This window comes from Barnesiella sp. ET7 (assembly GCF_024733785.1).
Taxonomy (GTDB): domain Bacteria; phylum Bacteroidota; class Bacteroidia; order Bacteroidales; family Barnesiellaceae; genus Barnesiella; species Barnesiella merdigallinarum.
In genome coordinates this window covers 99,358-121,859 of the sequence record NZ_JANRHM010000009.1, presented here as the reverse complement: position 1 = coordinate 121,859, position 22,502 = coordinate 99,358, and the positions used below count along the sequence as shown (strand labels likewise).

At 53.4% G+C, this 22,502-nt stretch carries 16 protein-coding genes; 10 read left to right on the top strand and 6 right to left on the bottom strand.

Going from position 1 to position 22,502, the window contains the following annotated elements; all coding sequences use genetic code 11:
* Window positions 1–88 precede the first annotated feature (88 nt).
* The 3 genes from NW211_RS07700 to NW211_RS07690 all read right to left on the bottom strand — a co-directional run bounded on the left by NW211_RS07700 (window position 89) and on the right by NW211_RS07690 (window position 1,022).
* The gene (locus NW211_RS07700) at window positions 89–352 is read right to left on the bottom strand and encodes a hypothetical protein (protein ID WP_087407310.1); all 264 of its coding nucleotides are present in this window, start codon (window positions 350–352) and stop codon (window positions 89–91) included.
* Between the two features lies 1 nt (window position 353).
* Window positions 354–713 (bottom strand): phage holin family protein, encoded by a 360-nt coding sequence (locus tag NW211_RS07695; protein WP_087407311.1) that lies wholly within the window; start codon window positions 711–713, stop codon window positions 354–356.
* A 105-nt stretch (window positions 714–818) separates the two neighbouring features.
* Entirely contained in the window at window positions 819–1,022 is a 204-nt protein-coding gene (locus tag NW211_RS07690; protein ID WP_087407312.1) for a YtxH domain-containing protein, read from the bottom strand.
* A gap of 412 nt (window positions 1,023–1,434) precedes the next feature.
* Here NW211_RS07690 and uvrA point away from each other — a divergent pair, with 412 nt between their 5' ends.
* Window positions 1,435–4,224, top strand: a complete 2,790-nt coding sequence (gene uvrA, locus NW211_RS07685; RefSeq protein ID WP_258327477.1) for an excinuclease ABC subunit UvrA — start codon at window positions 1,435–1,437, stop codon at window positions 4,222–4,224.
* Here uvrA and NW211_RS07680 read toward each other — a convergent pair.
* A complete protein-coding gene (locus NW211_RS07680; RefSeq protein ID WP_258327476.1) occupies window positions 4,221–4,718 on the bottom strand; it encodes a DUF4293 domain-containing protein in 498 nt (165 codons plus the stop codon). The two genes, uvrA and NW211_RS07680, sit on opposite strands and share 4 nt — an antisense overlap.
* Window positions 4,719–5,192: 474 nt before the next feature.
* On the opposite strand from NW211_RS07680, the gene NW211_RS07675 reads away from it, so the two are divergent.
* The 4 genes from NW211_RS07675 to mtgA all read left to right on the top strand — a co-directional run bounded on the left by NW211_RS07675 (window position 5,193) and on the right by mtgA (window position 10,057).
* Entirely contained in the window at window positions 5,193–7,418 is a 2,226-nt protein-coding gene (locus tag NW211_RS07675) for a lipopolysaccharide assembly protein LapB (RefSeq protein ID WP_087407316.1), read from the top strand.
* A 341-nt stretch (window positions 7,419–7,759) separates the two neighbouring features.
* Entirely contained in the window at window positions 7,760–8,515 is a 756-nt protein-coding gene (locus NW211_RS07670; RefSeq protein WP_162611663.1) for a hypothetical protein, read from the top strand.
* 3 nt (window positions 8,516–8,518) lie between these two features.
* Window positions 8,519–9,364: a 50S ribosomal protein L11 methyltransferase gene (gene prmA, locus NW211_RS07665; RefSeq protein ID WP_087407318.1), complete on the top strand. Its 846-nt coding sequence runs from the start codon at window positions 8,519–8,521 to the stop codon at window positions 9,362–9,364.
* A gap of 6 nt (window positions 9,365–9,370) precedes the next feature.
* Window positions 9,371–10,057 carry a monofunctional biosynthetic peptidoglycan transglycosylase gene (mtgA, locus tag NW211_RS07660; RefSeq protein WP_258327475.1) on the top strand — a complete coding sequence of 229 codons (687 nt, stop codon included), beginning with the start codon at window positions 9,371–9,373 and terminating at the stop codon, window positions 10,055–10,057.
* A 53-nt stretch (window positions 10,058–10,110) separates the two neighbouring features.
* Here the strand turns inward: mtgA and NW211_RS07655 are convergent, their stop codons facing one another.
* Window positions 10,111–10,572 carry a helix-turn-helix domain-containing protein gene (locus tag NW211_RS07655; protein WP_087407320.1) on the bottom strand — a complete coding sequence of 154 codons (462 nt, stop codon included), beginning with the start codon at window positions 10,570–10,572 and terminating at the stop codon, window positions 10,111–10,113.
* A gap of 315 nt (window positions 10,573–10,887) precedes the next feature.
* On the opposite strand from NW211_RS07655, the gene mutA reads away from it, so the two are divergent.
* From mutA to NW211_RS07635, 4 genes are all read left to right on the top strand, one after another.
* Complete coding sequence (gene mutA, locus NW211_RS07650; protein ID WP_258327474.1) at window positions 10,888–12,759, top strand: methylmalonyl-CoA mutase small subunit; 1,872 nt, start codon at window positions 10,888–10,890, stop codon at window positions 12,757–12,759.
* 42 nt (window positions 12,760–12,801) lie between these two features.
* The gene (scpA, locus tag NW211_RS07645; protein WP_087407322.1) at window positions 12,802–14,937 is read left to right on the top strand and encodes a methylmalonyl-CoA mutase; all 2,136 of its coding nucleotides are present in this window, start codon (window positions 12,802–12,804) and stop codon (window positions 14,935–14,937) included.
* 149 nt (window positions 14,938–15,086) lie between these two features.
* Window positions 15,087–17,531 carry a phosphodiester glycosidase family protein gene (locus tag NW211_RS07640; protein WP_258327473.1) on the top strand — a complete coding sequence of 815 codons (2,445 nt, stop codon included), beginning with the start codon at window positions 15,087–15,089 and terminating at the stop codon, window positions 17,529–17,531.
* A 111-nt stretch (window positions 17,532–17,642) separates the two neighbouring features.
* Window positions 17,643–20,240: a M6 family metalloprotease domain-containing protein gene (locus tag NW211_RS07635; RefSeq protein ID WP_258327472.1), complete on the top strand. Its 2,598-nt coding sequence runs from the start codon at window positions 17,643–17,645 to the stop codon at window positions 20,238–20,240.
* 88 nt (window positions 20,241–20,328) lie between these two features.
* On the opposite strand, the gene NW211_RS07630 is transcribed toward NW211_RS07635, so the two are convergent.
* Window positions 20,329–21,714 carry a Gfo/Idh/MocA family protein gene (locus NW211_RS07630; RefSeq protein ID WP_258327471.1) on the bottom strand — a complete coding sequence of 462 codons (1,386 nt, stop codon included), beginning with the start codon at window positions 21,712–21,714 and terminating at the stop codon, window positions 20,329–20,331.
* Window positions 21,715–21,908: 194 nt separating this feature from the next.
* Between NW211_RS07630 and NW211_RS07625 the strand changes: the two genes are divergently transcribed.
* Window positions 21,909–22,445, top strand: a complete 537-nt coding sequence (locus tag NW211_RS07625; protein ID WP_258327470.1) for a hypothetical protein — start codon at window positions 21,909–21,911, stop codon at window positions 22,443–22,445.
* The last annotated feature ends 57 nt before the right edge of the window (window positions 22,446–22,502 follow it).

Below are 22,502 nucleotides of genomic sequence, written 5' to 3'. Positions count from 1 at the left end.
GGGTGTCGGGGCGAGGGGTTTCGGTGATGAGGATTGTATGTGGAGGCCAGTCTTGGTGCATAATGGTCTCGAAGGAGATAAGGGAGGATTAGCGAAACCGTTTGAACAGACGGAATATTCGTGATACCAGTCGGAATCCCCACATGGCGCTCTCGAGCAGGGTGACACCGCCGAGCAGGTTGCTGCCGATGTATTTGGTAATTGATCGAGCTTCGGTAAAGGGCGAGATGACCTGTCGATAAGCCTCGTCGACACACTTTCGTTGTTCGGCAATAGCCGTTTTCAGGGCTTGTCGTCGAGCGGCAATCTCTTCGAGGGTAAGACCTTTGGATGGGGTTTTCGGTGTATCCATGTTATTGAGGAGTTTTGTCGTTATCTAATAGTACGCGCGAAATGAATCGGGTGATGGGGGCGAGGATGAGTTGCCGTTTGAAGATGACTACAATGGCAATGAGCACCAGGAACAGCGCACCGAGCAGGGCATAGCTGCCCACGATGCCCACGAGCGGTTCCAGCAGATAGACCAGGGCAAACGACAGGTATATGCCGGCCCCTACGGCCAGAACCAGAATGATGATAAAGAGTACCGACATGCCCAGAATGACCGAAATCTTTTCGGTGGCCGTCAGTTTGGCATAGTCGATTTGCAGGGTGAGGTATTTTTTACCTTCGTCGAATAGTCGCTTGAATGAGTTGTCGGGGGTATCGGGCATAATATAGCAGGGTTAGAGGAGATACATAAGGTATAGATACACAATGAGAGTATCAAGACTACCGAAAGTCTGTCTTGATATTCCCATTGTGGTAACGGGCGCAGTCTATTTTACGCCTTTCACTTCTTCGGCAATCTGGTCGACGAGTTGCTCCATCTCTTCTTTCTTCAGGTGGATACCCTTGTCGTGAAGCATTTTACAGATGCGAGCTCTCATGTCCGAGCCCTTTTCGGGGGCAAACAAGATGCCGGCCACAGCACCCACGGCGGCTCCGCCGAGGAATGCAAACAGTAAATTAAGACCTTTCATAATCTTTATCGTTTTTAATGTGACTATACAAAGATAACAAAGTATTTGGATTTTTGTTAGTCTGCGTGCCAAAGATTTTCGCTTTTATGAATTGTTTTACAAAAAAGTATAAAGGATAGAAGCGGGCCGAATCACGAATGGCGAAAGTTCGTATCTTTGCTTGATGCGAAGATAGGATACGGCTCGGCCAAGCAAATTGTGCAAGCATCTTTGCTTGTCTCTCGCCTTTCACTATCTTTCCAGAAGATAGGATGCGGCTCGGCAAAAAAACTCAAACAAGTTTGGCTTTTTTGCTCTCGCCTTTCACTATCTTTGCACTCACTTTGCCGGGCCGGGCGCGACCTCATGGGGCAACGCATCGGGAGGCATGTCGAAAAAGCAACAAAGGAACCAAAAGTTATTTCCGGGAACTATGTCTGAACAGTCAATCTTTATCAAAGGGGCACGCGTCAACAATCTGAAGAATATCGATATAGAGATACCTCGCAACCGCTTTATCGTCATTACGGGCCTGTCGGGCTCGGGCAAGTCGTCGCTGGCGTTCGATACGCTCTATGCCGAGGGGCAGCGGCGCTATGTCGAGAGTCTCTCGGCCTACGCCCGCCAGTTTCTGGGTCGGATGAGCAAGCCCGAGTGTGACTACATCAAGGGCATACCGCCAGCCATCGCTATCGAGCAGAAGGTCAACACCCGCAATCCGCGCTCGACGGTGGGCACCTCGACCGAGATATACGACTACCTGCGGTTGCTCTATGCCCGCATCGGCAAGACCTATTCGCCCATCTCGGGCGAACTGGTCAAGAAGCACCAGGTCGACGATGTGGTGAACTGTGCCCTCGGTTTCCCCGACGGTACCCGCTTTGCCTTGCTTACCAACCTGATTCTCCCCGAGGGGCGCGACCTGAAAACCCAGTTGCAGATATGGCAGAAGGAGGGTTTTCCGCGTGTCGAGGTCGAGGGCCGCTTCGTGGTGATAGAAGATTTGCTGGCCGGCAACACACTGCCCGATGCGTCGAAGGTGCGCCTGGTAATCGACCGCTTGAGCGTGTCGCACGAGAACGATACTGTGAGCCGACTGGCCGACTCGGTCGAGACCGCCTTCTTCGAAGGGGGTGGGGAGTGCGTTGTACAGATGCACACGGCCGAAGGGGTGAAAGAGTTCCATTTTTCGAAACGGTTCGAGGCCGATGGCATCATCTTCAACGAGCCGAGCGACCTGATGTTCAACTTCAACAACCCCGTGGGCGCTTGTCCCGAGTGCGAAGGCTTCGGGCGGGTAATCGGTATCGACGAAGATCTGGTGGTGCCCAACAAGACCCTCTCGGTCTACGACGATGCGGTGATGTGCTGGCGGGGCGAGAAGATGAGCGAGTGGAAAAACGACCTTATCCGTCGGGCCGATTCGTTGCACTTCCCGATACATCGGCCCTACTACAAACTGACCGATCGCGAGAAAGATATATTGTGGCACGGCTCGGGCGACTTCGAGGGCATCGACGGTTTCTTTGCCATGCTCGAGGCCAATCAGTACAAGATACAATACCGGGTGATGCTCGCCCGCTATCGGGGCAAAACCATCTGTCCGGTGTGCAAGGGCAGCCGGTTGAAACCCGAGGCCGAATATGTGAAGGTGGGTGGCCGCTCCATTACCGAGCTGGTGAATCTGCCGGTAGGCGAACTGAAAGCCTTCTTCGACAACCTGCAGCTCGACGAGCACGACACGGCTATTGCCAAGCGATTGCTCACCGAAATCAAGAACCGTATCCGTTTCTTGCAGGAGGTGGGGCTCGACTACCTCACTCTCAATCGGTTGTCGTCGACTCTCTCGGGTGGTGAAAGCCAACGCATCAACCTGGCTACTTCGCTGGGCAGCAGTCTGGTAGGCTCGCTCTATATCCTCGACGAGCCCAGCATCGGCCTCCATTCGCGCGACACGCACCTGCTCATCAAGGTGCTCCGCGAGTTGCAGGAGCTGGGCAACACGGTGGTTGTGGTCGAACACGACGAGGAGATTATCCGGGCGGCCGACTACATTATCGACATCGGTCCGTTGGCCGGTCGGTTGGGCGGCGAGGTGGTCTATCAGGGCGACCTTTCGCGTCTGCCCAAGGCGACCCGCAGCTACACCATGCGCTACCTGACGGGCGAGTGCAAGATAGAGGTGCCGGCCGTACGTCGCAAGTGGAACCAGTATATCGAGGTCGAAGGGGCTGCCCAGAACAACCTGAAGTCGGTCAATGTGCGGTTCCCGCTCCATGTAATGACCGTGGTTACCGGCGTGAGCGGCTCGGGCAAGTCGTCGCTCGTGCGCGATGTATTCTATCGTGGACTCTTGCGCTACTATGGCGAGGGGGGCGAGATGCCGGGAACCTACTCCCGCTTCACGGGCGATATGGACCGCATCAAGGCGGTCGAGTTTGTCGACCAGAATCCTATCGGCAAATCGACCCGTTCCAATCCCGCCACCTATTTGAAGGCGTTCGACGAGATACGCAAGCTCTTTGCCGACCAGCAGGGGGCTAAGCAGATGGGCTTTTCGCCGTCGTACTTCTCGTTCAACTCCGAGGGCGGCCGCTGCGAAGAGTGCAAGGGCGAGGGTACCATCACGGTCGAGATGCAGTTCATGGCCGACATCGTGCTGGAGTGCGAGGCTTGCCATGGCAAACGCTATAAACAAGATGTACTTGAAATCGAGTATCGGGGCAAAAACATAAGCGATGTGCTCGACATGACCATCAACCAGGCCATCGAGTTCTTCTCCGAGGTCGACGGCAGTCAGGAGAAGCGTATCGTCAAACGGCTGAAACCGTTGCAGGATGTGGGGCTGGGGTATATCAAGCTGGGGCAATCGTCATCGACCCTCTCGGGCGGTGAGAACCAGCGTGTGAAGTTGGCTTTCTTCCTCAGCAACGAACGGCAGGAGCCCACGCTCTTCATCTTCGACGAGCCCACTACGGGGCTCCATTTCCACGACATCAACACGCTGCTGAAGTCGTTCAACCAACTGATTGAGCGGGGACACACCGTGGTGATTATCGAGCACAACATGGACGTCATCAAGTGTGCCGACCACATTATCGACCTGGGCCCCGAAGGGGGCAAGGCCGGTGGCTATGTGGTATGCACAGGCACGCCCGAAGAGGTGGCCCGTTGCGAGGCCTCCTATACGGGCAGATTCCTGAAAGAGAAGTTGGCGCTTTAGCGGATGCGGTCCATGCTGCGCACCAGTTGCTCGTCTTTGTTGATGGCGCGATAGGCCAGAATGTCGAGCACGAGTGCTACGAACGGCATCACAAGATAGGCCGACCACGACGTGTGCGTAGCGGCAAGGTCGTTCTGGAAGGTGTAACCGCTCAAGAAAATGATGATGTAGAAGGTCACCATAAAGAAGGCGTTGATCATGCAGACGCGAGCCTGGTTGGGACGGTTCCTGTACAGGAAGATGGCGACGAGCGACAGTACGGTAATGACAGCACCCAATGCCAATACACCCCACGTGGCCGTGAATACCGAGGTTTGGGCAATTGTAGCTTCGGACCCGTCCGTAGCCGGTTCGGCCATTACGGTAGATACCCCTTGCGAGGTGAAGCTGTAAAGTCCGTCGGGGGTATCGAACTGAGCGATGGGACAGAAAAGGAACGTGGCCATCAGGGCAGCGGCCAGCAGCAGGTAAATAGTTTGAATACGTTGTATCATAGCTTGTTTATATGTTTTGTTATTTGTAGAAGACAGGATGCGTCTCGGTATGAAAATCAAGCGAGCTCGTTTTTCGGTTTCCGACTTTCTCTATCTTTATGCAAAGATAATGAAAGGTGAGCGCAGAGGCAAATGGAAAACGAAGTTTTCAACATTTGTCTATGCCGAACCGACTCCTATCTTATCCAAAGATAAAAAAAGGTGAACGCAGAAAGTCAAGTTTACTTGAACTTTATGCTGAACCATATCTTATCTTCTACAAAGATAGTGTAAAGCCATTGTAGAAACAAATTTTGAAAGATTGAGATTTTGCAGATAACTCTCTTTAGGGAGGAAAGTGTATTCGAGCATGCGGGTATGTGCCGCAAGGTAAGGGCAATAGGAAAATGATTTTTCCCGGCACACTATTTGCAAGTTAAGTTTGTTATATTGGAGAAAGCTCCTTAATTTTACTACGGATTTAGAATAGAACAGATGATTACGACCGAGATTGAAAAACAGCGACACGAAATATATGGACTGTTGGCCGAGCGCCGTTTGAAGGATGCCTTTGGCAAGCTGGCCGTTCTGGTGAACGAATTGCAAGATTGGATCAGCCGTGACAAACTCAACGAGATGGAGATGTCGTACAAGTATATGATACAGTACATGCTCGACGGAGTGGAAGACCCTGAGCGCAAACGTATCTACGACCACCTGGTGGTGTCGGCCTATATGCTTACCGACCGCGTGTCCGACGAACTGGTTGCCCGGGTCTCTCCGTCCCAGTATTACGGTTGGCGCCGCTATGTGAAAGCCAGTAGGGCCAACGAGACTCTGGCCTCGCAGTGCGACCGATGTGACCAGGCGCTCAACGACCTGTCGCTGGCCTCGCTGCTGAGCGAGCAGGAACGCGATGCCGCCAAAATCAAATCGTTGAAGCATCGGGTCGAGGATGAAGCCGGCACGCTCTTTATGGATGTGTGGACCAACTATCCGGCACGAGAGGAGGATTATTCCACCTTGCGCGAGGCGCTTTATGCCAACCGTTTCCCCGACGACCTGGTGTCGCTGCTGATTTCGGCCCTGTTGCTGAATCTGCTGCATCGGTTCGACGAGGAGAAACTGCTTCTTCTCCTCGACGGTTATCGGCACATCTCGCCCGAGATACAGTTGCGTTCACTCTGTGCCGCCCTCATGGTGATGTATATCTATCGCGAGCGGTTGCCGCTCTTTCCGAGTGTGCAGCATCGCATCGACGCCTTGAGCGAGGAGCCTCGTTTCAAGAACGACGTGCGCACGGTCTTTCTGCAACTGATTAAAACCCAGGAGACCGAGAAGATTACCCGCAAGATGACCGAGGAGCTGCTCCCCGAGATGATGAAATTGGGCCCGTCGCTCTATAAGAAAATCAAACAGGAGGACTTGATGAACGACATCAATGCGCTCGAGGAGAATCCCGAGTGGCAGGATATGCTCGACAAGACGGGCATTGCCGACAAACTGAAAGAGTTGACCGACCTGCAGATGGAGGGGGCCGATGTCTTTATGAGCACCTTCTCGCATTTGAAGAGCTTCCCCTTCTTCCAGTCGATACAAAACTGGTTCATGCCCTTCAATCCCGACCACACGGCTCTCTCGGGTCTGCTCGAGGGGCAGGGGGGCGCCATGTTCAAGAAGATGCTTTCGGCTTCGTCGCTCTTGTGCAACTCCGACAAGTATTCGTTCTGCCTCAGTCTGTCGCAAGTGCCCGAGTCGCAACGTCAGTTGATGATGGGGCAGTTTGGGGCCGAGAACGCCGCCGTGCAGGAGATGGCCAACCAGGAGCTGATGAAGAAGGAACTGAGTCGCGAGAATATCTCGAACCGGTACATTCAGGATTTGTATCGCTTCTTCAAACTCTATATCCGTCGGTCGGAGTTTACCGACCCCTTTGCCGGACACATCAACCTGCTGCATGTCTCTACGCTCGAGTCGCTGTTGAGCGGGCAGGAGAGCCTGCGGCTCATCGGCGAATATTATTTCCGTCGCGGGTATTACGACGATGCGCTCGAACTCTTCGAACGGCTCTCGGCTACCTATCACTCCGATGCCGAGATATACCAGAAGATAGGGTTCTGCTACCAGAAGCAGGGCGACTATGCCGAGGCGCTCGAGGCCTTCCTCAAGGCCGAGATTATCGCCCCCGACAACTTCTGGACCATCCGGCGCATTGCTACCTGCTACCGTAATCTGAAGAAGCCCGAGATGGCCCTCTCGTATTACCATCGGGCCGAAAAGATACAGCCCGACAATCTGTCGGTGCAGATGAACATAGGCCATTGCTATGTCGAGCAGAAAGATTATGAGGAGGCTCTGAAGTATTACTTCAAGGTCGACTATCTCGACCCCGACGGCGGGAAGGCCTGGCAACCCATTGCCTGGTGCTCGTTCCTGGTGGGGAAGAAGGATCAGGCGCGCCGCTATTACGAGAAGATTCTGGCCGGGAAGCCCACGGCACTCGACTATCTCAATGCCGGGCATGTGGAGTTTTCGCTGGGTCATATCCGGCAGGCCATCGATTACTATCGCCGCAGCATCGAACTCGACGGGGGCGATACCGCCAAGTTTATGGCCAACTTCAAGCAGGATGTGCCCGATCTCGTAGCCTCGGGCATTGCCGCGAGTGATATACCCATTTTGCTCGACCAGCTGATGTATGGCATTACCGATACCCATTAAAGGTTGTCGGGTAGAAAGAGTTGGGGAATGCTGCCGGTATCTCAGATTGTAGAGTATTCTCTTTTTGATGTATAGCTTGAGAGAAGATGGAGTGTGAAAAGTCCGTTTTCATTTGTCTCTGCTCTCACCTTTTACTATCTTTGAATAAGATAGGGGCGGTTCGGCATAGCCAAAAGATGAAAACTTTGTTTTCTTTTTGTCTCTGCTCTCACCTTTTACTATCTTTGAATAAGATAGGGGGCGGTTCGGCATAGCCAAAAGATGAAAACTTTGTTTTCTTTTTGTCTCTGCTCTCACCTTTTACTATCTTTGCGCCCTTGTACAGAAGAGAATAAATGGATATGAAACGAATTGTATGTTTGTTGCTTTTCTGGGCTGCCCTTTCGCATCTGCCCATGTGGGGAGCGTCGCTCACCGACTATCGTGAAAAATTGTACAACCTGTTTATCGAGCAGAAGATTCCGCAGTGGAGTGGGGTGTTGTCGCAAATGAGTGCCGACAAATCGTGCGAGACCCTTGACGGGCGGCACGAAATCTTGTGCGGATATTACGGTCTGGTAGGCCATCTGGTCGACAAGAAACGCAAGACCGAAGCCCAATCGAATCTGAAAACGGCCTTGGCTCTGGCCGAGAAGTATCAGAAACTCTACCCGCACGACGCCCGTTTCAAGGCATTGTATGCCAATCTGCTGGGCCTTAAGATAGCGCTTTCGCCCTTGAAGGCTACCACTTTGGCTTCCGATATGTTATCGTCGGCCCGTGAGGCCTACAAGATGGCTCCCGACGACAGTTGGGTCTCCATATTATACGGTAATATTCTTTTTTATATGCCGGGCATGTTTGGTGGCGACAAGGCGCAGGGGTTGAGTTGCTATCAGCACGCTCGCCAGGGGATGGAGAAGAATCTCTCGGCCAACTCTCACAACTGGCTCTATGTGCAACTGCTGGTGACTATCGGTGTCGTCAACGAGAAGAACGAACATTACGAGCAGGCGTTGGCCATGTATAAGAACATCATGAACAAATACCCCAATTATGCCTTTGTGCGCGATGTCCTCTATCCGCGTGCACAGAAAGCTATGCGGGAGAAAAAATAGGCTATGAACGATTATATGCAGGTGCGGCTCGAGGTAGAGCCGTGTAGCGAGGTGGCTACCGATGTGCTGGCCGCCATGTTGGGCGAGATTGGTTACGAGAGTTTTGTTCCCGACGAGACGGGTGTGACGGCTTTTGTTCCGCAGGGTACCTACGACGAGCCACAGCTCGAAGCGGTGCTGGCCCAGTTCCCGCTCGAGGGGGTAAAGGTGACTCGGCAGACAACCTTTGTGCCGGGTCAAGACTGGAACGAAGAGTGGGAGAAACACTACTTCAAACCCATTGTCGTGGGCGACGAGTGTGTGATACACAGCACTTTTCACAAAGATGTGCCCCAGGCTCGCTACGATGTGCTCATCGACCCGAAAATGGCATTCGGCACGGGGCATCACGAGACTACGACCCTCATGTTGCAGGCCATATTGGCTACCGACTTTACCGGTTGCTCGGTGCTCGATATGGGGTGTGGAACCGCTGTGTTGGCTATCCTGGCCGGCATGAAGGGGGCTTCGCCGGTGGTCGCTGTCGACATCGACGAGTTTGCCACTGAAAATGCCCAGGAGAATGTGCGCTTGAACGGAGAGCCCGACATCGAGGTGCGTCTGGGTGGTATCGAGGTACTGAAGCAAGAGACCTTCGACTTTATCTTTGCCAACATCAACCGCAACATTCTGCTGTCCGACATGCATGCCTATGCAGAACGAATGAAGAGTGGGTCGCATCTCTTTATGAGTGGATTTTATGTTGAAGATATTCCGGCCATCCGGTCCGAGGCCGAGCGTCTGGGGCTGCGGTTTGCAGGTCATGCCGAGAAAAACCGGTGGGCCCGGGTCGAATGTGTGAAAGATTGACGAGCGATGATGCGTAAGATTTGGCGTTGGACAAAACGGCTTGTGTTGTTTTTCTTTCTCTCGACCATCATTGTCGTGCTGCTGTATCGGTTTGTCCCCGTGTATGTAACCCCTTTGATGGTTATCCGCACGGTCGAGCAACTGGTCGATGGGAAGAAGGTCGAGTGGCACCACCGGTGGGTACCTATCGAGAAGATGTCGCGCTATATGCCCATGGCGGTGATTGCCTCGGAAGACAATCGCTTTATGACCCATCACGGATTCGACTTCGAGGAGCTGCGAAAAGTTATCGAGGAGAACAAGCACCGCAAGCGTCCGCGGGGAGCCAGCACCATCACGCAGCAGACAGCCAAGAATGTGTTCCTCTGGCCCGGTCACTCCTATGTGCGCAAAGGGTTTGAAGCTTATTTCACCGTACTTATCGAGCTCTTCTGGGGGAAGGAGCGTATCATGGAAGTCTATCTCAACTCCATAGAGACCGGCAAGGGCATTTATGGGGTAGAGGCGGTCGCGCAGCAGCATTTCCACAAAACGGCTGCTCGGCTCACTCGGTCGCAATGTGCACTGATTGCCGCTACGTTGCCCAATCCGCGCCGGTTCAATTCGGCTGCGCCGTCGGGGTATATGTTGCGCCGGCAGGCACAAATCGTGTCGTTGATGGGGAAGATAGCACCTGTCGATTTTACATACTAAAATCGGTAGAAGCAAAGATCGTTTTGCAAGTTATAAGTGGATTGGATGGGGGGCTAATAGGAATGGTTTTGTTCCAACTCTTGTTGCAGTATTTCGATTCTTTTCCGGTAATTGTTGATAAGGTTTTGCAGCAGTTCGATCTCTTGCTGTTTCGATTCGTAAATAGCACTCTTTTTGTTTACTGATTTTGTGATGTTTTTATATAATTTAAGGGGTTCGTCGGCGGTTGCAGCCCCGTTCCCTTCGTCGAAGACATACTGGTTAGGACTAATAAAATAGGCCTCCCGGCTCTCGTCGCAATTGATAAAAGTAAAGAAATCGGTGATGGGTAGATTCCAATGATTGGCAATGGTGAGCAATACATTGATGTTCATGTTGCCACCTCTTACGGCTTTGCCTATGGTATTCTTGTCCAGCCCCAGTTCTTTAGCGGCCTCTTTGTAGGTAATCCCTTTCTGGTGCAAGAATTTTCGCAGCAGATCTCCAGTATAAACAAGTTTCTTACCCTCTTTCATATGGACACGGAGTGTAAACAGTTAAATCCTATTCGAACCTATTATGTTGGTTTGTGTTCTACTAATATACAAAAAAAATCGACAACTGCGTGGTGACGGTAGTTCTGGCGGGTAACCAGGGGGTGAGACCGCAATACGAAGCCGGTTTGTCCCAAAGGTAGGGGCGTTCATAAAAATTACAGAAAAAATTCTTTATTTCAAACTATTTGTACTACTTTTGTTCTCAGATGTCTGGTGCAAGTATTTTGTGCCGGGCCTATTTTGTGAATAATCCAATCCAATAGTTTGGCTTAAACAACTTAACTAATAACAACTATGGCAGAAAGTAAAGAAAAACTGTTTGACCAGTTCCCTCCGGTCTCCACACAAGAATGGAAAGACAAGGTTATCGCCGACCTGAAAGGAGCTGATTTTGACAAAAAGCTCGTATGGAGGACAAACGAAGGGTTTAACGTAAACCCCATGTATCGTGCCGAAGACATTGCGAACCTGCACACGACCGATTCGCTTCCCGGTGAATATCCTTACGTGCGTGGCACTCGTACCGACAACAACTGGCTGGTACGTCAGGACATCAAAGTGACCGATGTCAAAGAGGCCAACGCCAAGGCTCTGGACATCCTGACGAAGGGTGTCGAGTCGCTGGGCTTTGAGCTCCCGAAAGATTTGATTTCGGTAGAGAATATGGAAACTTTGCTGCATGGTATCGAGTTGGAGAAAGTCGAGTTGAACTTCTCCTCTTGCATGAAAAGCACAGTGAAACTTGCCGAAACGGTAGCCGCCTATTTGAAAAAGAGTGGAGCCGACCTTTCGAAAGTTTCGGGTTCTATCCGATTCAATCCGTTTAAGCGCATGTTGACCAAAGGCCGCGACTTTGCCGACTATGCCGATGAGGCCGTTGCCGTAATCGAAGCCGTGAAAGAGTTGCCGCTCTTCAGAGTGCTGGCTGTCGATGCCGTGATGCTGAACAATGCCGGTTCGTTCATTTCGCAGGAGCTGGGTTTCGCCCTGGCTTGGGGTAACGAATGGTTGGCCGCTCTTACCGAGAAAGGTCTCTCGGTCGATGAGGTTGCCAATCGAATCAAATTCAACTTCGGCATCTCGTCCAACTACTTCATGGAGTTGGCCAAGTTCCGTGCCGCCCGCATGTTGTGGGCTCAGATTGTAAAACAATACAATCCCGCTTGCGACTGTGCCTGCAAGATGAAGGCTCATGCTCAGACTTCGGAATTCAACCAAACCGTATTCGATGCTTATGTCAATCTGCTCCGCTCGCAAACCGAGACCATGTCGGCTGCTTTGGCTGGTGTAGATTCGATTACGACCACTCCCTTCGATAAAGCCTACAAGGAGCCCGATGAATTTTCGGAGCGTATCGCCCGCAACCAGCAACTGTTGCTCAAGGAGGAGTCGCATATCAACCGCATTACCGACCCGGGAGCCGGCTCGTACTATGTAGAGACCCTCACCGTGTCGATTGCCGAGCAGGCTTGGAAACTCTTCCTCGAAGTAGAGGAGAAGGGCGGTTTCTACAAAGCCGTGAAAGAGGGCTTTGTTCAAAATCAGGTCAACGCTTCGGCCGAGACCCGTCACACCAATGTGGCTCGCCGCAAAGAGATTCTGTTGGGTACCAACCAATATCCCAACTTCAACGAGGTAGCCGGCGACAAGATTGCCAAAGGCGAGGCTTGTGGCTGCGGTTGCAGCAAACACGAAGGCGAGCACCATTGCGAACCCGAATTCCCGGTACTGAATACCAAACGTGCCGCCAGCGATTTCGAAGCCTTGCGCCTGGCTACCGAGCACTCGGGCAAGCGTCCGTCGGTATTCATGCTTACCATCGGCAACCTGGCCATGCGTCTGGCCCGTTCGCAATTCTCGGCCAACTTCTTTGCTTGTGCCGGATACAAGATTATCGACAACCTCGGTTTCGAAACTGTACAAGCCGGTATCGATGCCGCCCTCGAAGCTAAAGCCGATATAGTGGTACTTTGCTCGAGCGACGACGAATATGCCCAATATGCCCCCGAAGCCTTCAAGCTGCTCGACGGCCGTGCGCTCTTCGTCGTAGCCGGTGCCCCCGCTTGTATGGACGATTTGAAAGCTCAGGGTATTACCGAGTTTATCCACGTACGTTCCAACGTGCTTGATACGTTGAGATCGTTTAACGAGAAACTCTCGATTTAAAAGTCGTACAATTTTGTATCACTCAAAGAAAAACAGAAAACTATGAGACCTAATTTCAAGAACATAGATATTACAAAGGATGCTTTCGCTCACTCGGCAGGGAAAGTAGCCAGCGAGGGTGAAAACTGGATAACCCCGGAACAGATCCCCGTAAAACCCATTTATACCAAAGAAGACCTCGAGGGTCTTGAACACCTCAACTACGTAGCCGGTATTCCGCCCTTCCTGCGTGGCCCGTACAGCGGCATGTATGCGATTCGTCCCTGGACTATCCGTCAGTATGCCGGTTTCTCCACCGCCGAAGAATCCAACGCATTCTATCGTCGTAACCTGGCTTCGGGTCAGAAAGGTCTTTCGGTAGCATTCGACCTCCCTACACACCGCGGATACGATGCCGATCACGAGCGTGTAGTAGGCGACGTAGGTAAAGCCGGTGTTTCCATCTGCTCGCTCGAGGATATGAAGGTGCTCTTCGACGGTATCCCCTTGAACAAGATGTCGGTGTCGATGACCATGAACGGTGCCGTGTTGCCCATTCTGGCCTTCTACATCAACGCCGGTCTGGAGCAGGGTGCCAAACTCGAAGAGATGGCCGGTACCATCCAGAACGATATCCTCAAGGAGTTCATGGTGCGTAACACCTATATCTATCCGCCCGAATTTTCGATGCGAATCATTGCCGACATCTTCGAGTTCACGTCGCAATACATGCCCAAGTTCAACTCGATTTCAATTTCGGGTTACCACATGCAAGAGGCCGGTGCCACGGCCGACATCGAGCTGGCCTACACGTTGGCCGACGGTCTCGAGTACCTGCGCGCCGGTATCAATGCCGGTATGGACATCGACTCGTTTGCACCGCGTTTGTCGTTCTTCTGGGCTATCGGCATGAACTTCTTCATGGAGATTGCCAAGATGCGTGCCGCCCGTATGTTGTGGGCCAAGATTGTAAAACAGTTCAATCCCAAGAACCCCAAATCGCTGGCTCTGCGTACGCACTCGCAAACTTCGGGTTGGTCGCTCACCGAGCAAGACCCCTTCAACAACGTAGGCCGTACCTGTATCGAGGCCATGGGCGCCGCTCTGGGTCACACCCAGTCGTTGCACACCAACGCCCTCGACGAGGCCATCGCATTGCCTACCGACTTCTCGGCCCGTATCGCCCGTAATACTCAGATTTATATTCAGGAAGAGACCTACATTACCAAAGAAATCGACCCGTGGGCCGGTTCGTACTATGTAGAGGCTCTGACCAACGAGCTCGCTCACAAGGCTTGGGAACACATTCAGGAAATCGAGAAGCTGGGCGGTATGGCCAAGGCTATCGAGACCGGTATCCCCAAACTCCGTATCGAGGAGGCTGCCGCTCGTACACAGGCTCGTATCGACTCGGGCAAACAGACTATCGTGGGTGTGAACAAATATCGTCTCGAGAAAGAGGCTCCCATCGACATCCTCGAGGTGGACAACACCGCCGTGCGTAAAGAGCAGATCGAGCGCTTGCAATACCTGAAGTCGCACCGCGACAACGAGGCCGTACAAGCTGCCCTCGATGCCATTACCGAGTGCGTGAAGACCAAACAGGGCAACTTGCTCGACTTGGCCGTGAAAGCCGCCAAGGTGCGCGCTACGTTGGGCGAAATCTCCTACGCTTGCGAAAAAGTGGTAGGTCGTTATAAAGCAGTAATCAGAACTATTTCAGGCGTGTATTCTTCAGAAACCAAAAAAGATGCCGATTTCGTTCGGGCAACGGAATTGTGCGAAAAATTTGCCAAGAAAGAGGGCCGTCAACCGCGTATCATGATTGCGAAGATGGGACAGGATGGTCACGACCGTGGTGCCAAGGTGGTAGCTACGGGATATGCCGACTGTGGCTTCGACGTAGATATGGGCCCGTTGTTCCAGACTCCGGCCGAGGCTGCTCGCCAGGCTGTCGAGAACGACGTGCATGTGCTGGGCGTCTCTTCACTGGCTGCCGGTCACAAGACTTTGATTCCGCAGGTAATCGAGGAGTTGAAGAAACTGGGTCGTGAAGATATTGTAGTCATTGCCGGTGGTGTAATTCCTCCCCAGGATTACGACTTCCTTTACAAGGCCGGTGTGGCAGCTATCTTCGGTCCCGGTACTTCGGTAGCCAAGGCTGCTTGTCAGATTCTCGAAATTCTTCTCGACGAATAATTCTTTTGCAGAAGATATTGTTTCAGGGCAAGGCGCACCCGCAATGGATGTGCCTTGCTTTTTTATTTGAAAAAATAATATAAAATAATTGTATGTAATTCGAAAAATAACCAAATTTACACCATGGAATAACCGCTTAATTGATATATATGAAAAATAGCATTGCACTGGCAGCCTGCCTTTCGCTCGGCTTAGTCGCTCAAGCCGAGAAACCCCAGTGGGGTACCCCCGACACGATAGCACACTATCCCATAGGACCGGGGGCGGTGTATACCCACATCGAGTTTACTCAGAAACCTATCCAGCTCTTTCAGGTTACACTCGACCTGAACGACGAGTATAATGCCGTGGAGGTATATCCGTCGAACGGGAAGACTCCCGATGCCACGCGTGAGACCACCTCGTCGCAGTGTCGTAGCAATTCGTACGAAGGTCACCGGGCCTTCTTCGGTGTGAACCACGATTTGTTCCATTACAGCGGCCAGACTACGGCGGCGGGAATCAACGTGCGCAATGGCGAAATCATCAGCCATTACGGCGATTACGGACGGTCGGTCCTCTCGATCAACAAGGACAAGGTGGCCGAGGTATTTCCGCCCTGCTACGAGGCCAAGGTCATTTGCCCGGACCAGACCGAAATCAAAATCGACAACGTCAACGAGTCGGCCTACGGGATACAGTCTTACCGGAATTGTGTTCTCTTCAATACATACAGCAGCCTCACCCTTACGACCGAGGGACTCTATGCCAAGCTGGAGCCGCAGGGCGAGTGGATTATCAACGGTGAGCCTACCCCTTGCCGGGTGGTCTCGATAGGCCACACCCCCATACAGCCCGACGGGAAGAGCCATATTCTCTTCATGCGCAACGATGCCGCTACCCAGTTCGAGAGTCGGGTGCAGGTAGGCGATGTGGTGCAGATCGACCAGCGTTTTGTCAATACCACCTTTCCCAATTCGGGACTGTCGGTTCCGCCGGCCCAGCAGGTGCTGCAGGCCTTCCACGGTTGGCCCAGCGTCATCTTGAACGGCGAGCTGCACGACAAGGAGTATAACGACTTCGTGACTCCGGGGCGCGAGTTTCAGGACTATCCCTGTACGCTGGTGGGAATCACCAAAGACGGCAAGAAGCTCTTCATCATCACAGCCGACAAGGGCTCGATGGTCGAGGATGCCTACTATCTGGTAGAGCAGGGGGCTTGGAATGTGGTCAACTTCGACGGTGGCGGATCGGCCACGATGGTGGTATACGACCAGGTGGTCAATTCGCCCACCGATGGCAAGGAGCGTGCCGTGATGGATTCGTTCCAGGGCATCTCGCTGGCTCCCGACGACCCCGTCTTTTCGTTCCTCTCCTTCTCTAAACCCTCGATAAAGACTCACCCCCTGGGGGTAACACCACTGCGATTGCTGGCTCATAACCGCTACGGTATCGTCATCGACGACGACTGCCGCGAGGTCGAGTTCTCGTGCGAGCCCGAGGAGCTGGGCTATGTCAACAGCCGTGGCGAGTTCTGTGCCGGGCCGGTGGCCATGTCGGGTACGATAACGGCCCGCCGGGGCGACTCGACCTGCAAGATGCGGGTAACGATGAGTGGCACTACCGGCGAGCCTCGCCTCTGTATCGACAGTCTTTATATCGACGACATCCGGGAGTATCCCATCGAACTCGAGGCCGAAGCCAGTGGTGAGACCTATCGGGTGAACCCCGAGATATTGACGTGGAGCGTGACCGGCGACGACTGTTGCCAAGTGGTCGAAGGAGCTGTCAAGGGCGTGAAGAGCGGCCGGGCCATGTTGCGAGGCCGCTACGAAGGTACGACCGTTGAGTTTCCCGTGGTGGTCGAAATCGGGGCGGGCGAAATGGTGCACGAAGATTTTGCCGACGTTGCATCGCTGCAGGTAACCGCCAGTTCGGCCGTAGCCCAGATGCGTTTCGATTCGTCGATACTCCCGGCCGGGTGGAGCGACGGCAATACCCTCGTCTTCGATCTGAATACGGGGCGGGCACCCAATATCGTGATTGACCACTCGATGCGTTTCTTCGGTTTGCCCGATTCGGTATCGATGCAGATTAAAAACTGGGATTCGATTATCAGCTCCATATCGTGCGAGTTTACCTGCCCGACCGGCTCGTGGATACATACCCTTACTCCCGAGGCCGACAGCGACTCGGTCTATGTAGTACCGTTGTCCGACCGGGGCGTGAGCGATTTCCCCGTGACGCTCGATAATCTCAAGATTTACCTCTCGACCCAGCAGAAGGGTACCGACCGGAAGATTTCGTTCCGCGATTTCAAGGCCTATTATCCGCACGAAGCCACCGACGGCCTTGTGGCACCCGTTCGGGAGCCGGGTCTTACGGTGTTCAAGAGTTCGCCCGAGAGTCTCATGATAGAAGGTCTTGCGACACACGAGGGGAGTGCCAGTGTCACCTTGTCGGATATGAACGGGCGTCGGCTGGTTATGCTCGAGACATCGGTTTCGCCGTCGGGTACCTGCGAGGTGTTGCTTCCGACTACACTCTCTCGAGGTGTTTATCTGGTTGGTGTACAGACTGAGACCGGTTTTCGGGTAGCGAAACTGGTGTGGTAAACTCTCGCGACAAACACATCAGGGCAGGCGCTTCGACACAATAGTTGGAGCGCTTGTCTTTTTTATTTAAATATTATTCGTATATTTACTCACTTTTCTAAACCTGATAATATGAAGAAAGTCTTTATCACCTTGTGCGCGAGTGCCTTTCTGGGCGTATCTTCGCTTTTCGCCTTACCGGCAAGGTCTATCCCCGAGACCGTAACCCAGCCCGACGGGACGGTAGTTACCGTTCGTGTGGTCGGCGATGAGTTTTATCATTATCAAATGACTGCCGATGGTATTCCGGTTGTTCGGGGTGCCGATGGTTTTTATCGGTATGCCGAACTGACTCCCGACGGTACGGTGGTGGCCGGGCAAGTGATAGCCCGCGATGCCCATCTGCGTACGGCTTCGGATAAGGTCTATCTCGAACAGTTGGCTGCCCGGAAGGTGTCGCAGGGTATGGTTGCCCAACGTCAGTTGAAGCGGCAGCAGAAGCTGCGCTCGGTTACCCGCCGGACTACACAGGCAACTACGGGCGACGATGTACATGGGCTGGTGTTGCTGGTCGAGTTTAGCGACAAGAAATTCGACCCGACGAACACCCTTGAAGATTTCAAGGAGATGATGAACAAGGAGGGCTACGACTATCAAGGAGCCATAGGCAGTGCGCGCGATTACTTCATTGCGCAGTCAGACGGACAGTTCCGTCCCACCTTCGACGTGGTGGGCCCCATCACTCTCGACAGGGCGATGGCCTACTATGGAGGAAACGACAAGTATACGGGTAACGACAGCCGTCCCGAAGAGATGGTTATCGACGCTTGCCGCAAGGTAGAGTCGACGGTCGATTTTTCCATCTACGACCGCGACAACGACGGTTTTGTCGATTTGGTCTATGTCATTTATGCCGGTTACGGCGAGTCGGCCAACGATAACGCCGGTTCGCTCGACGACACCATCTGGCCCCACGCCTGGTATATCTACCAGGGTGCCGGGAAAGAGGTTTCGGTCGATGGCAAACTGCTCGACGCATACGCCTGTTCGGCCGAGTTGCAGGGTAATACCGGGACCTATCGTGATGGTATCGGTTCGTTCTGCCACGAGTACAGTCATACTTTGGGCTTGCCCGACTTCTACGATACCAGCGGTTCCAACTATGGAATGAGTACCTGGAGCCTGATGGATTACGGTTGCTACAACGGTCCCGATATGAATGACGACGGACACAGCGACGGCTCTGTACCCGTAGGCTATACCGCTTATGAACGCGAATTTTGCGGCTGGCTCACCATCGAAGAGCTGACCGAGCCGGCTACCCTCACGCTCGAAAATCTGGCCGATAGCAAGAAAGCCTACAAGATTGTATCGAGCGACCAAAATCAATACTTCACCCTCGAGAATCGTCAGCAAACGGGGTGGGATACCTACATGGCCTCTTCGGGCTTGATGATTCTGAAGGTCGATTACGACCGGATGATTTGGGATAACAATATCATAAATTGCGAGCCTACTCGCCAGCGCATGACCATCATGCCGGCCGATAACCATCGTAGCTTCTACGACGAGACGGGAGACCTCTATCCCTACAAGAATAACAACTCGTTTACCGACCAGAGCACACCGGCGGCAGTGACCAATACAGGGCTGTTGTTGGGTAAGCCGGTAACCAACATTACCCAGGCAAACGGGGTGATTACCTTCGATTTTATGGGTGGCTCGGCCATCGATGCTCCCGTGGCCAACGAGGCTACCGGCATAACCGCTACCGGCTTTACGGCCAACTGGTCGCCGGTCGAGGGGGCTGTCAGTTATACGCTCCATGTCGATCGCCGTCAGCCGTCGGCCGGGGGTGAGATTCTGTTGTCGGAAGATTTTGCCAAATGTACGACTGCGGGTACGGCCAATCTGGGTGGAACCAATGCCTTCCAGACCGTAGACGGCCAATATTTCCAGACTTCGGGCTGGAGCGGCAAATACCTCTATCCCGAGGTGGGTATGATGAAGATGGGCAACTCGTCGAACGGTGGTGCCCTGTGTACCCCGGCTATCGACTTGTCGTCCAACGGAGGGACGTTTACGGTTCAATTTGCGGCTTCGCGTTACGACAACGATAAGGAGAAGACGGTGATGAAAGTCTATCTCGAGGGCGACGAGGCTCATGCCCAAACCACCGAGATGCTGCCGCTCGACCCCATGAATACCTATACGTTGACCTTTACCGGCGGCACGGCCAGCAGCAAGATCGTGTTCGAGTCGACCGCCGACAGCGGCAAGAAGCGGGCCTATATCGACAATATCGTGGTGTATAGCGGCGAGGTTCAGCCCGACGCCATGGCCAAACCGGCAGCAGTCGAGTGGCCTATGGTGATTGAGGGTATTACCGAGACCGCCTATTCGCTTACCGCTCTCGAGCCGGGCTATCTCTATTCGTATAAGGTAAAGGCCGTGACGGCCGAGAACGAAGAGGGGGCTTACTCCAATGTGGTAAAGGTTGACTTGAGTTCGGGTATCTGCGATATTCTCGAGGTCAACCACCGCATCTATGCCGCCGAGGGTGGTATCGTGATTGAGTGCGAAACCGCTCAACCGGTCGAGATTGTCAACCTGGCCGGTCAGGTGGTTGCGTCGACCGAGGTGAACGGCCGGGCCGTAGTGCCGGTACCGGCAGCCGGGGTTTACATCGTGCGTTGCGGTGCAGCGGCTACCCGCGTGATGGTACGCTGATAAGAATTGTCTCTATATGAAGAAGACCGGGGTCTGTATTCGACGACCTCGGTCTTCTCTCTTTTTGTGGTTATGTAGAATTGAGAACTCAGATGCTTGCCTTGCGATTGCTCAGGCGGCTCTTCTCGGCCATGAAACCCATGATATGGCTCTCGACCGAAACCTCGATGGGGCTCGACAGGTAGCTGGGGTCGTTGTTGCCCACGGCGTTGATGAAGTCGCGGACCAGGCACAGGTCGCCGCCGCCGTGACCGTGGCCCACATAGGTCTTGACCTCTTCGACCTTGGCATCCCATACCCGCTTTTTCCCGCTGCGGAAATCGGTCACCGTGAAGGCACTCATGTCGCCCTCGATTTCGCCCCGGGTGGCCATGATTCGGGTACGCCGTCCGCCCTTGGCCATGAAGGCCTCCATCGAGAAGTTGGCCGTGACGCCATTCTGGAACTCCATACTGGTCACGTAGTGGTCGCACTGGTCGTTGTCCATCTGGAATACACAGCGCCCGTAGTTGGTGGTGCGCAGCACCTGCCGGATGGCATCGTCTTGCCGGCTGCGCTCCTTGGGCAGGTCGAAGGCATAGATGTGTTGCCGTTTCTTGATGTAGATATCCAGAGCCGAGTAGGGGCATTCACTCTCGTAAGGACAGTTGTCGATACAGCGTTCGGCGGCCCCTTTGGGCATGTTTTCGCGCTTGAAATAGGTAAGTGAGCCATAGGCGGCAATCGACTTGCAGGGCGAGCCTACCAGCCACCGGATGATGTCGAGGTCGTGGCACGACTTGGCCAGGATAATCGGGGTCGTCTCGCGCGAGTTGTGCCAGTTGCCCCGCACAAACGAGTGAGCCATGTGGGCATACTGTATGGGCTCGAGGTGCTGTATGCTGATGAGTTGCCCGATTTCGCCCGAGTCGATAATCTGTTTCAGGGCAATGAAGTAAGGGGCATAGCGCAGCACGTGGCATACCCCCACGATGGCCTTCTTTTTCAGGGCCAGGTCGCGTATGTCGGTGCACTCTTTTTCGGTGGGGGCAATCGGTTTTTCGAGCAGGATGTGGTAGCCCATTTCGAGAGCCTTCATGCAAGGCTCGTAGTGCAGGTTGTCGGGCAGGCTGAGCACGATGGCATCGGCCATCTTGGGGCGGGCGAGGGCCTCTTTCCAATCGGTGAACCTGTTCTCCTGAGGCACGTTGTGGTCTTCGCTCATGTTCTCCAGCCGCAGCCGGTTGATGTCGGCTACACCCACGATTTTCATGCAGTCGGGGTAGCGTTTGGCATAGCCGGCGTATACGTTTCCGCGGTTGCCGGCACCGAGTACGAGAAAGGTCACCGGCCGGTCGACCGTGGCTTTCAAATCTTTTATCTGGGCATCGATATGTTGTACGTTGTCCGATTTTCCGTTGGCCAGAATCGAAGGCGCAAAGGCCGCACCAACGGCAGTAAGTCCCATAAGTTTTAAGAATTCCGAGCGTTTCATGTGTTAGATTTATTTCAAAAGATGCTACAAATATAAAAAAGATAAAAATATGAAACAATATCTTTCTATTATATTTTCGATTTGTGTCTATTTTGTTTCGAATTTTGTACCGTAGTACTCTTTTCTAATTTTTGTTAGCGGTATTGGGGATAAGGAAATGAATCGCTATATTTACTCATCGAAAACAATCCTCTATGGAGCAGAACGATTGGCATGCGATTGTGGCAAAGCCGAGCCGAAAGGAGCCGATGGCTGCGGCAGTGGCCGAGTTGTTGCAACGGGACCCGAGTCTCGATGCCGTGATGGATATGGCGTTGGGGCAGGGGGCCGAAGCCTTTCGGGCGTCGCGATGTGTGGCGTGGGTTTACGAGTGGGACCGGGCTCTTTTTGCTCCATACAAGAGGCGGTTCGTATCCGATTTCGACCGCGTGGCTCATCCCGGGGTACGGCGCATATACGGCAGCCTCATGCACCATTTGTTGGAGCGGGGTGAGTATCGCCCCGACTGCAAAGCCGCCGAGCATCTGGCCGAGGTGGTGTGTAGCTGGAGCATAGAGCCCGGTGTAAAGGTGTCGACGCTCGTATGGACGCTCGCTGTTCTCGGACTGTTGGCCCGGCAAGTCGAGTGGGCCGACGATATGATAGCCCAACTCGTGGTCTTGAACGATCTGGACCGTTCGCCGGGCATGCGGGCCTTGCTGCGGCGGGTGCGAGCCAATCATTTAAAATAGCTTAAATGTATCTGATTCGCCCCGAGAACACGGGGTTATGAATTACATTTGTAGAGA

Coding starts and splice junctions, on each gene's coding strand:
- NW211_RS07625 (WP_258327470.1), top strand. CDS start 21,909: ATGGAGCAGAACGATTGGCATGCGATTGTGGCAAAGCCGAGCCGAAAG.
- NW211_RS07680 (WP_258327476.1), bottom strand. CDS start 4,718: ATGATACAACGTATTCAAACTATTTACCTGCTGCTGGCCGCTGCCCTG.
- scpA (WP_087407322.1), top strand. CDS start 12,802: ATGAGACCTAATTTCAAGAACATAGATATTACAAAGGATGCTTTCGCT.
- uvrA (WP_258327477.1), top strand. CDS start 1,435: ATGTCTGAACAGTCAATCTTTATCAAAGGGGCACGCGTCAACAATCTG.
- NW211_RS07670 (WP_162611663.1), top strand. CDS start 7,760: ATGAAACGAATTGTATGTTTGTTGCTTTTCTGGGCTGCCCTTTCGCAT.
- NW211_RS07690 (WP_087407312.1), bottom strand. CDS start 1,022: ATGAAAGGTCTTAATTTACTGTTTGCATTCCTCGGCGGAGCCGCCGTG.
- mtgA (WP_258327475.1), top strand. CDS start 9,371: ATGATGCGTAAGATTTGGCGTTGGACAAAACGGCTTGTGTTGTTTTTC.
- NW211_RS07640 (WP_258327473.1), top strand. CDS start 15,087: ATGAAAAATAGCATTGCACTGGCAGCCTGCCTTTCGCTCGGCTTAGTC.
- NW211_RS07695 (WP_087407311.1), bottom strand. CDS start 713: ATGCCCGATACCCCCGACAACTCATTCAAGCGACTATTCGACGAAGGT.
- NW211_RS07675 (WP_087407316.1), top strand. CDS start 5,193: ATGATTACGACCGAGATTGAAAAACAGCGACACGAAATATATGGACTG.
- NW211_RS07635 (WP_258327472.1), top strand. CDS start 17,643: ATGAAGAAAGTCTTTATCACCTTGTGCGCGAGTGCCTTTCTGGGCGTA.
- NW211_RS07700 (WP_087407310.1), bottom strand. CDS start 352: ATGGATACACCGAAAACCCCATCCAAAGGTCTTACCCTCGAAGAGATT.
- mutA (WP_258327474.1), top strand. CDS start 10,888: ATGGCAGAAAGTAAAGAAAAACTGTTTGACCAGTTCCCTCCGGTCTCC.
- NW211_RS07630 (WP_258327471.1), bottom strand. CDS start 21,714: ATGAAACGCTCGGAATTCTTAAAACTTATGGGACTTACTGCCGTTGGT.
- NW211_RS07655 (WP_087407320.1), bottom strand. CDS start 10,572: ATGAAAGAGGGTAAGAAACTTGTTTATACTGGAGATCTGCTGCGAAAA.
- prmA (WP_087407318.1), top strand. CDS start 8,519: ATGAACGATTATATGCAGGTGCGGCTCGAGGTAGAGCCGTGTAGCGAG.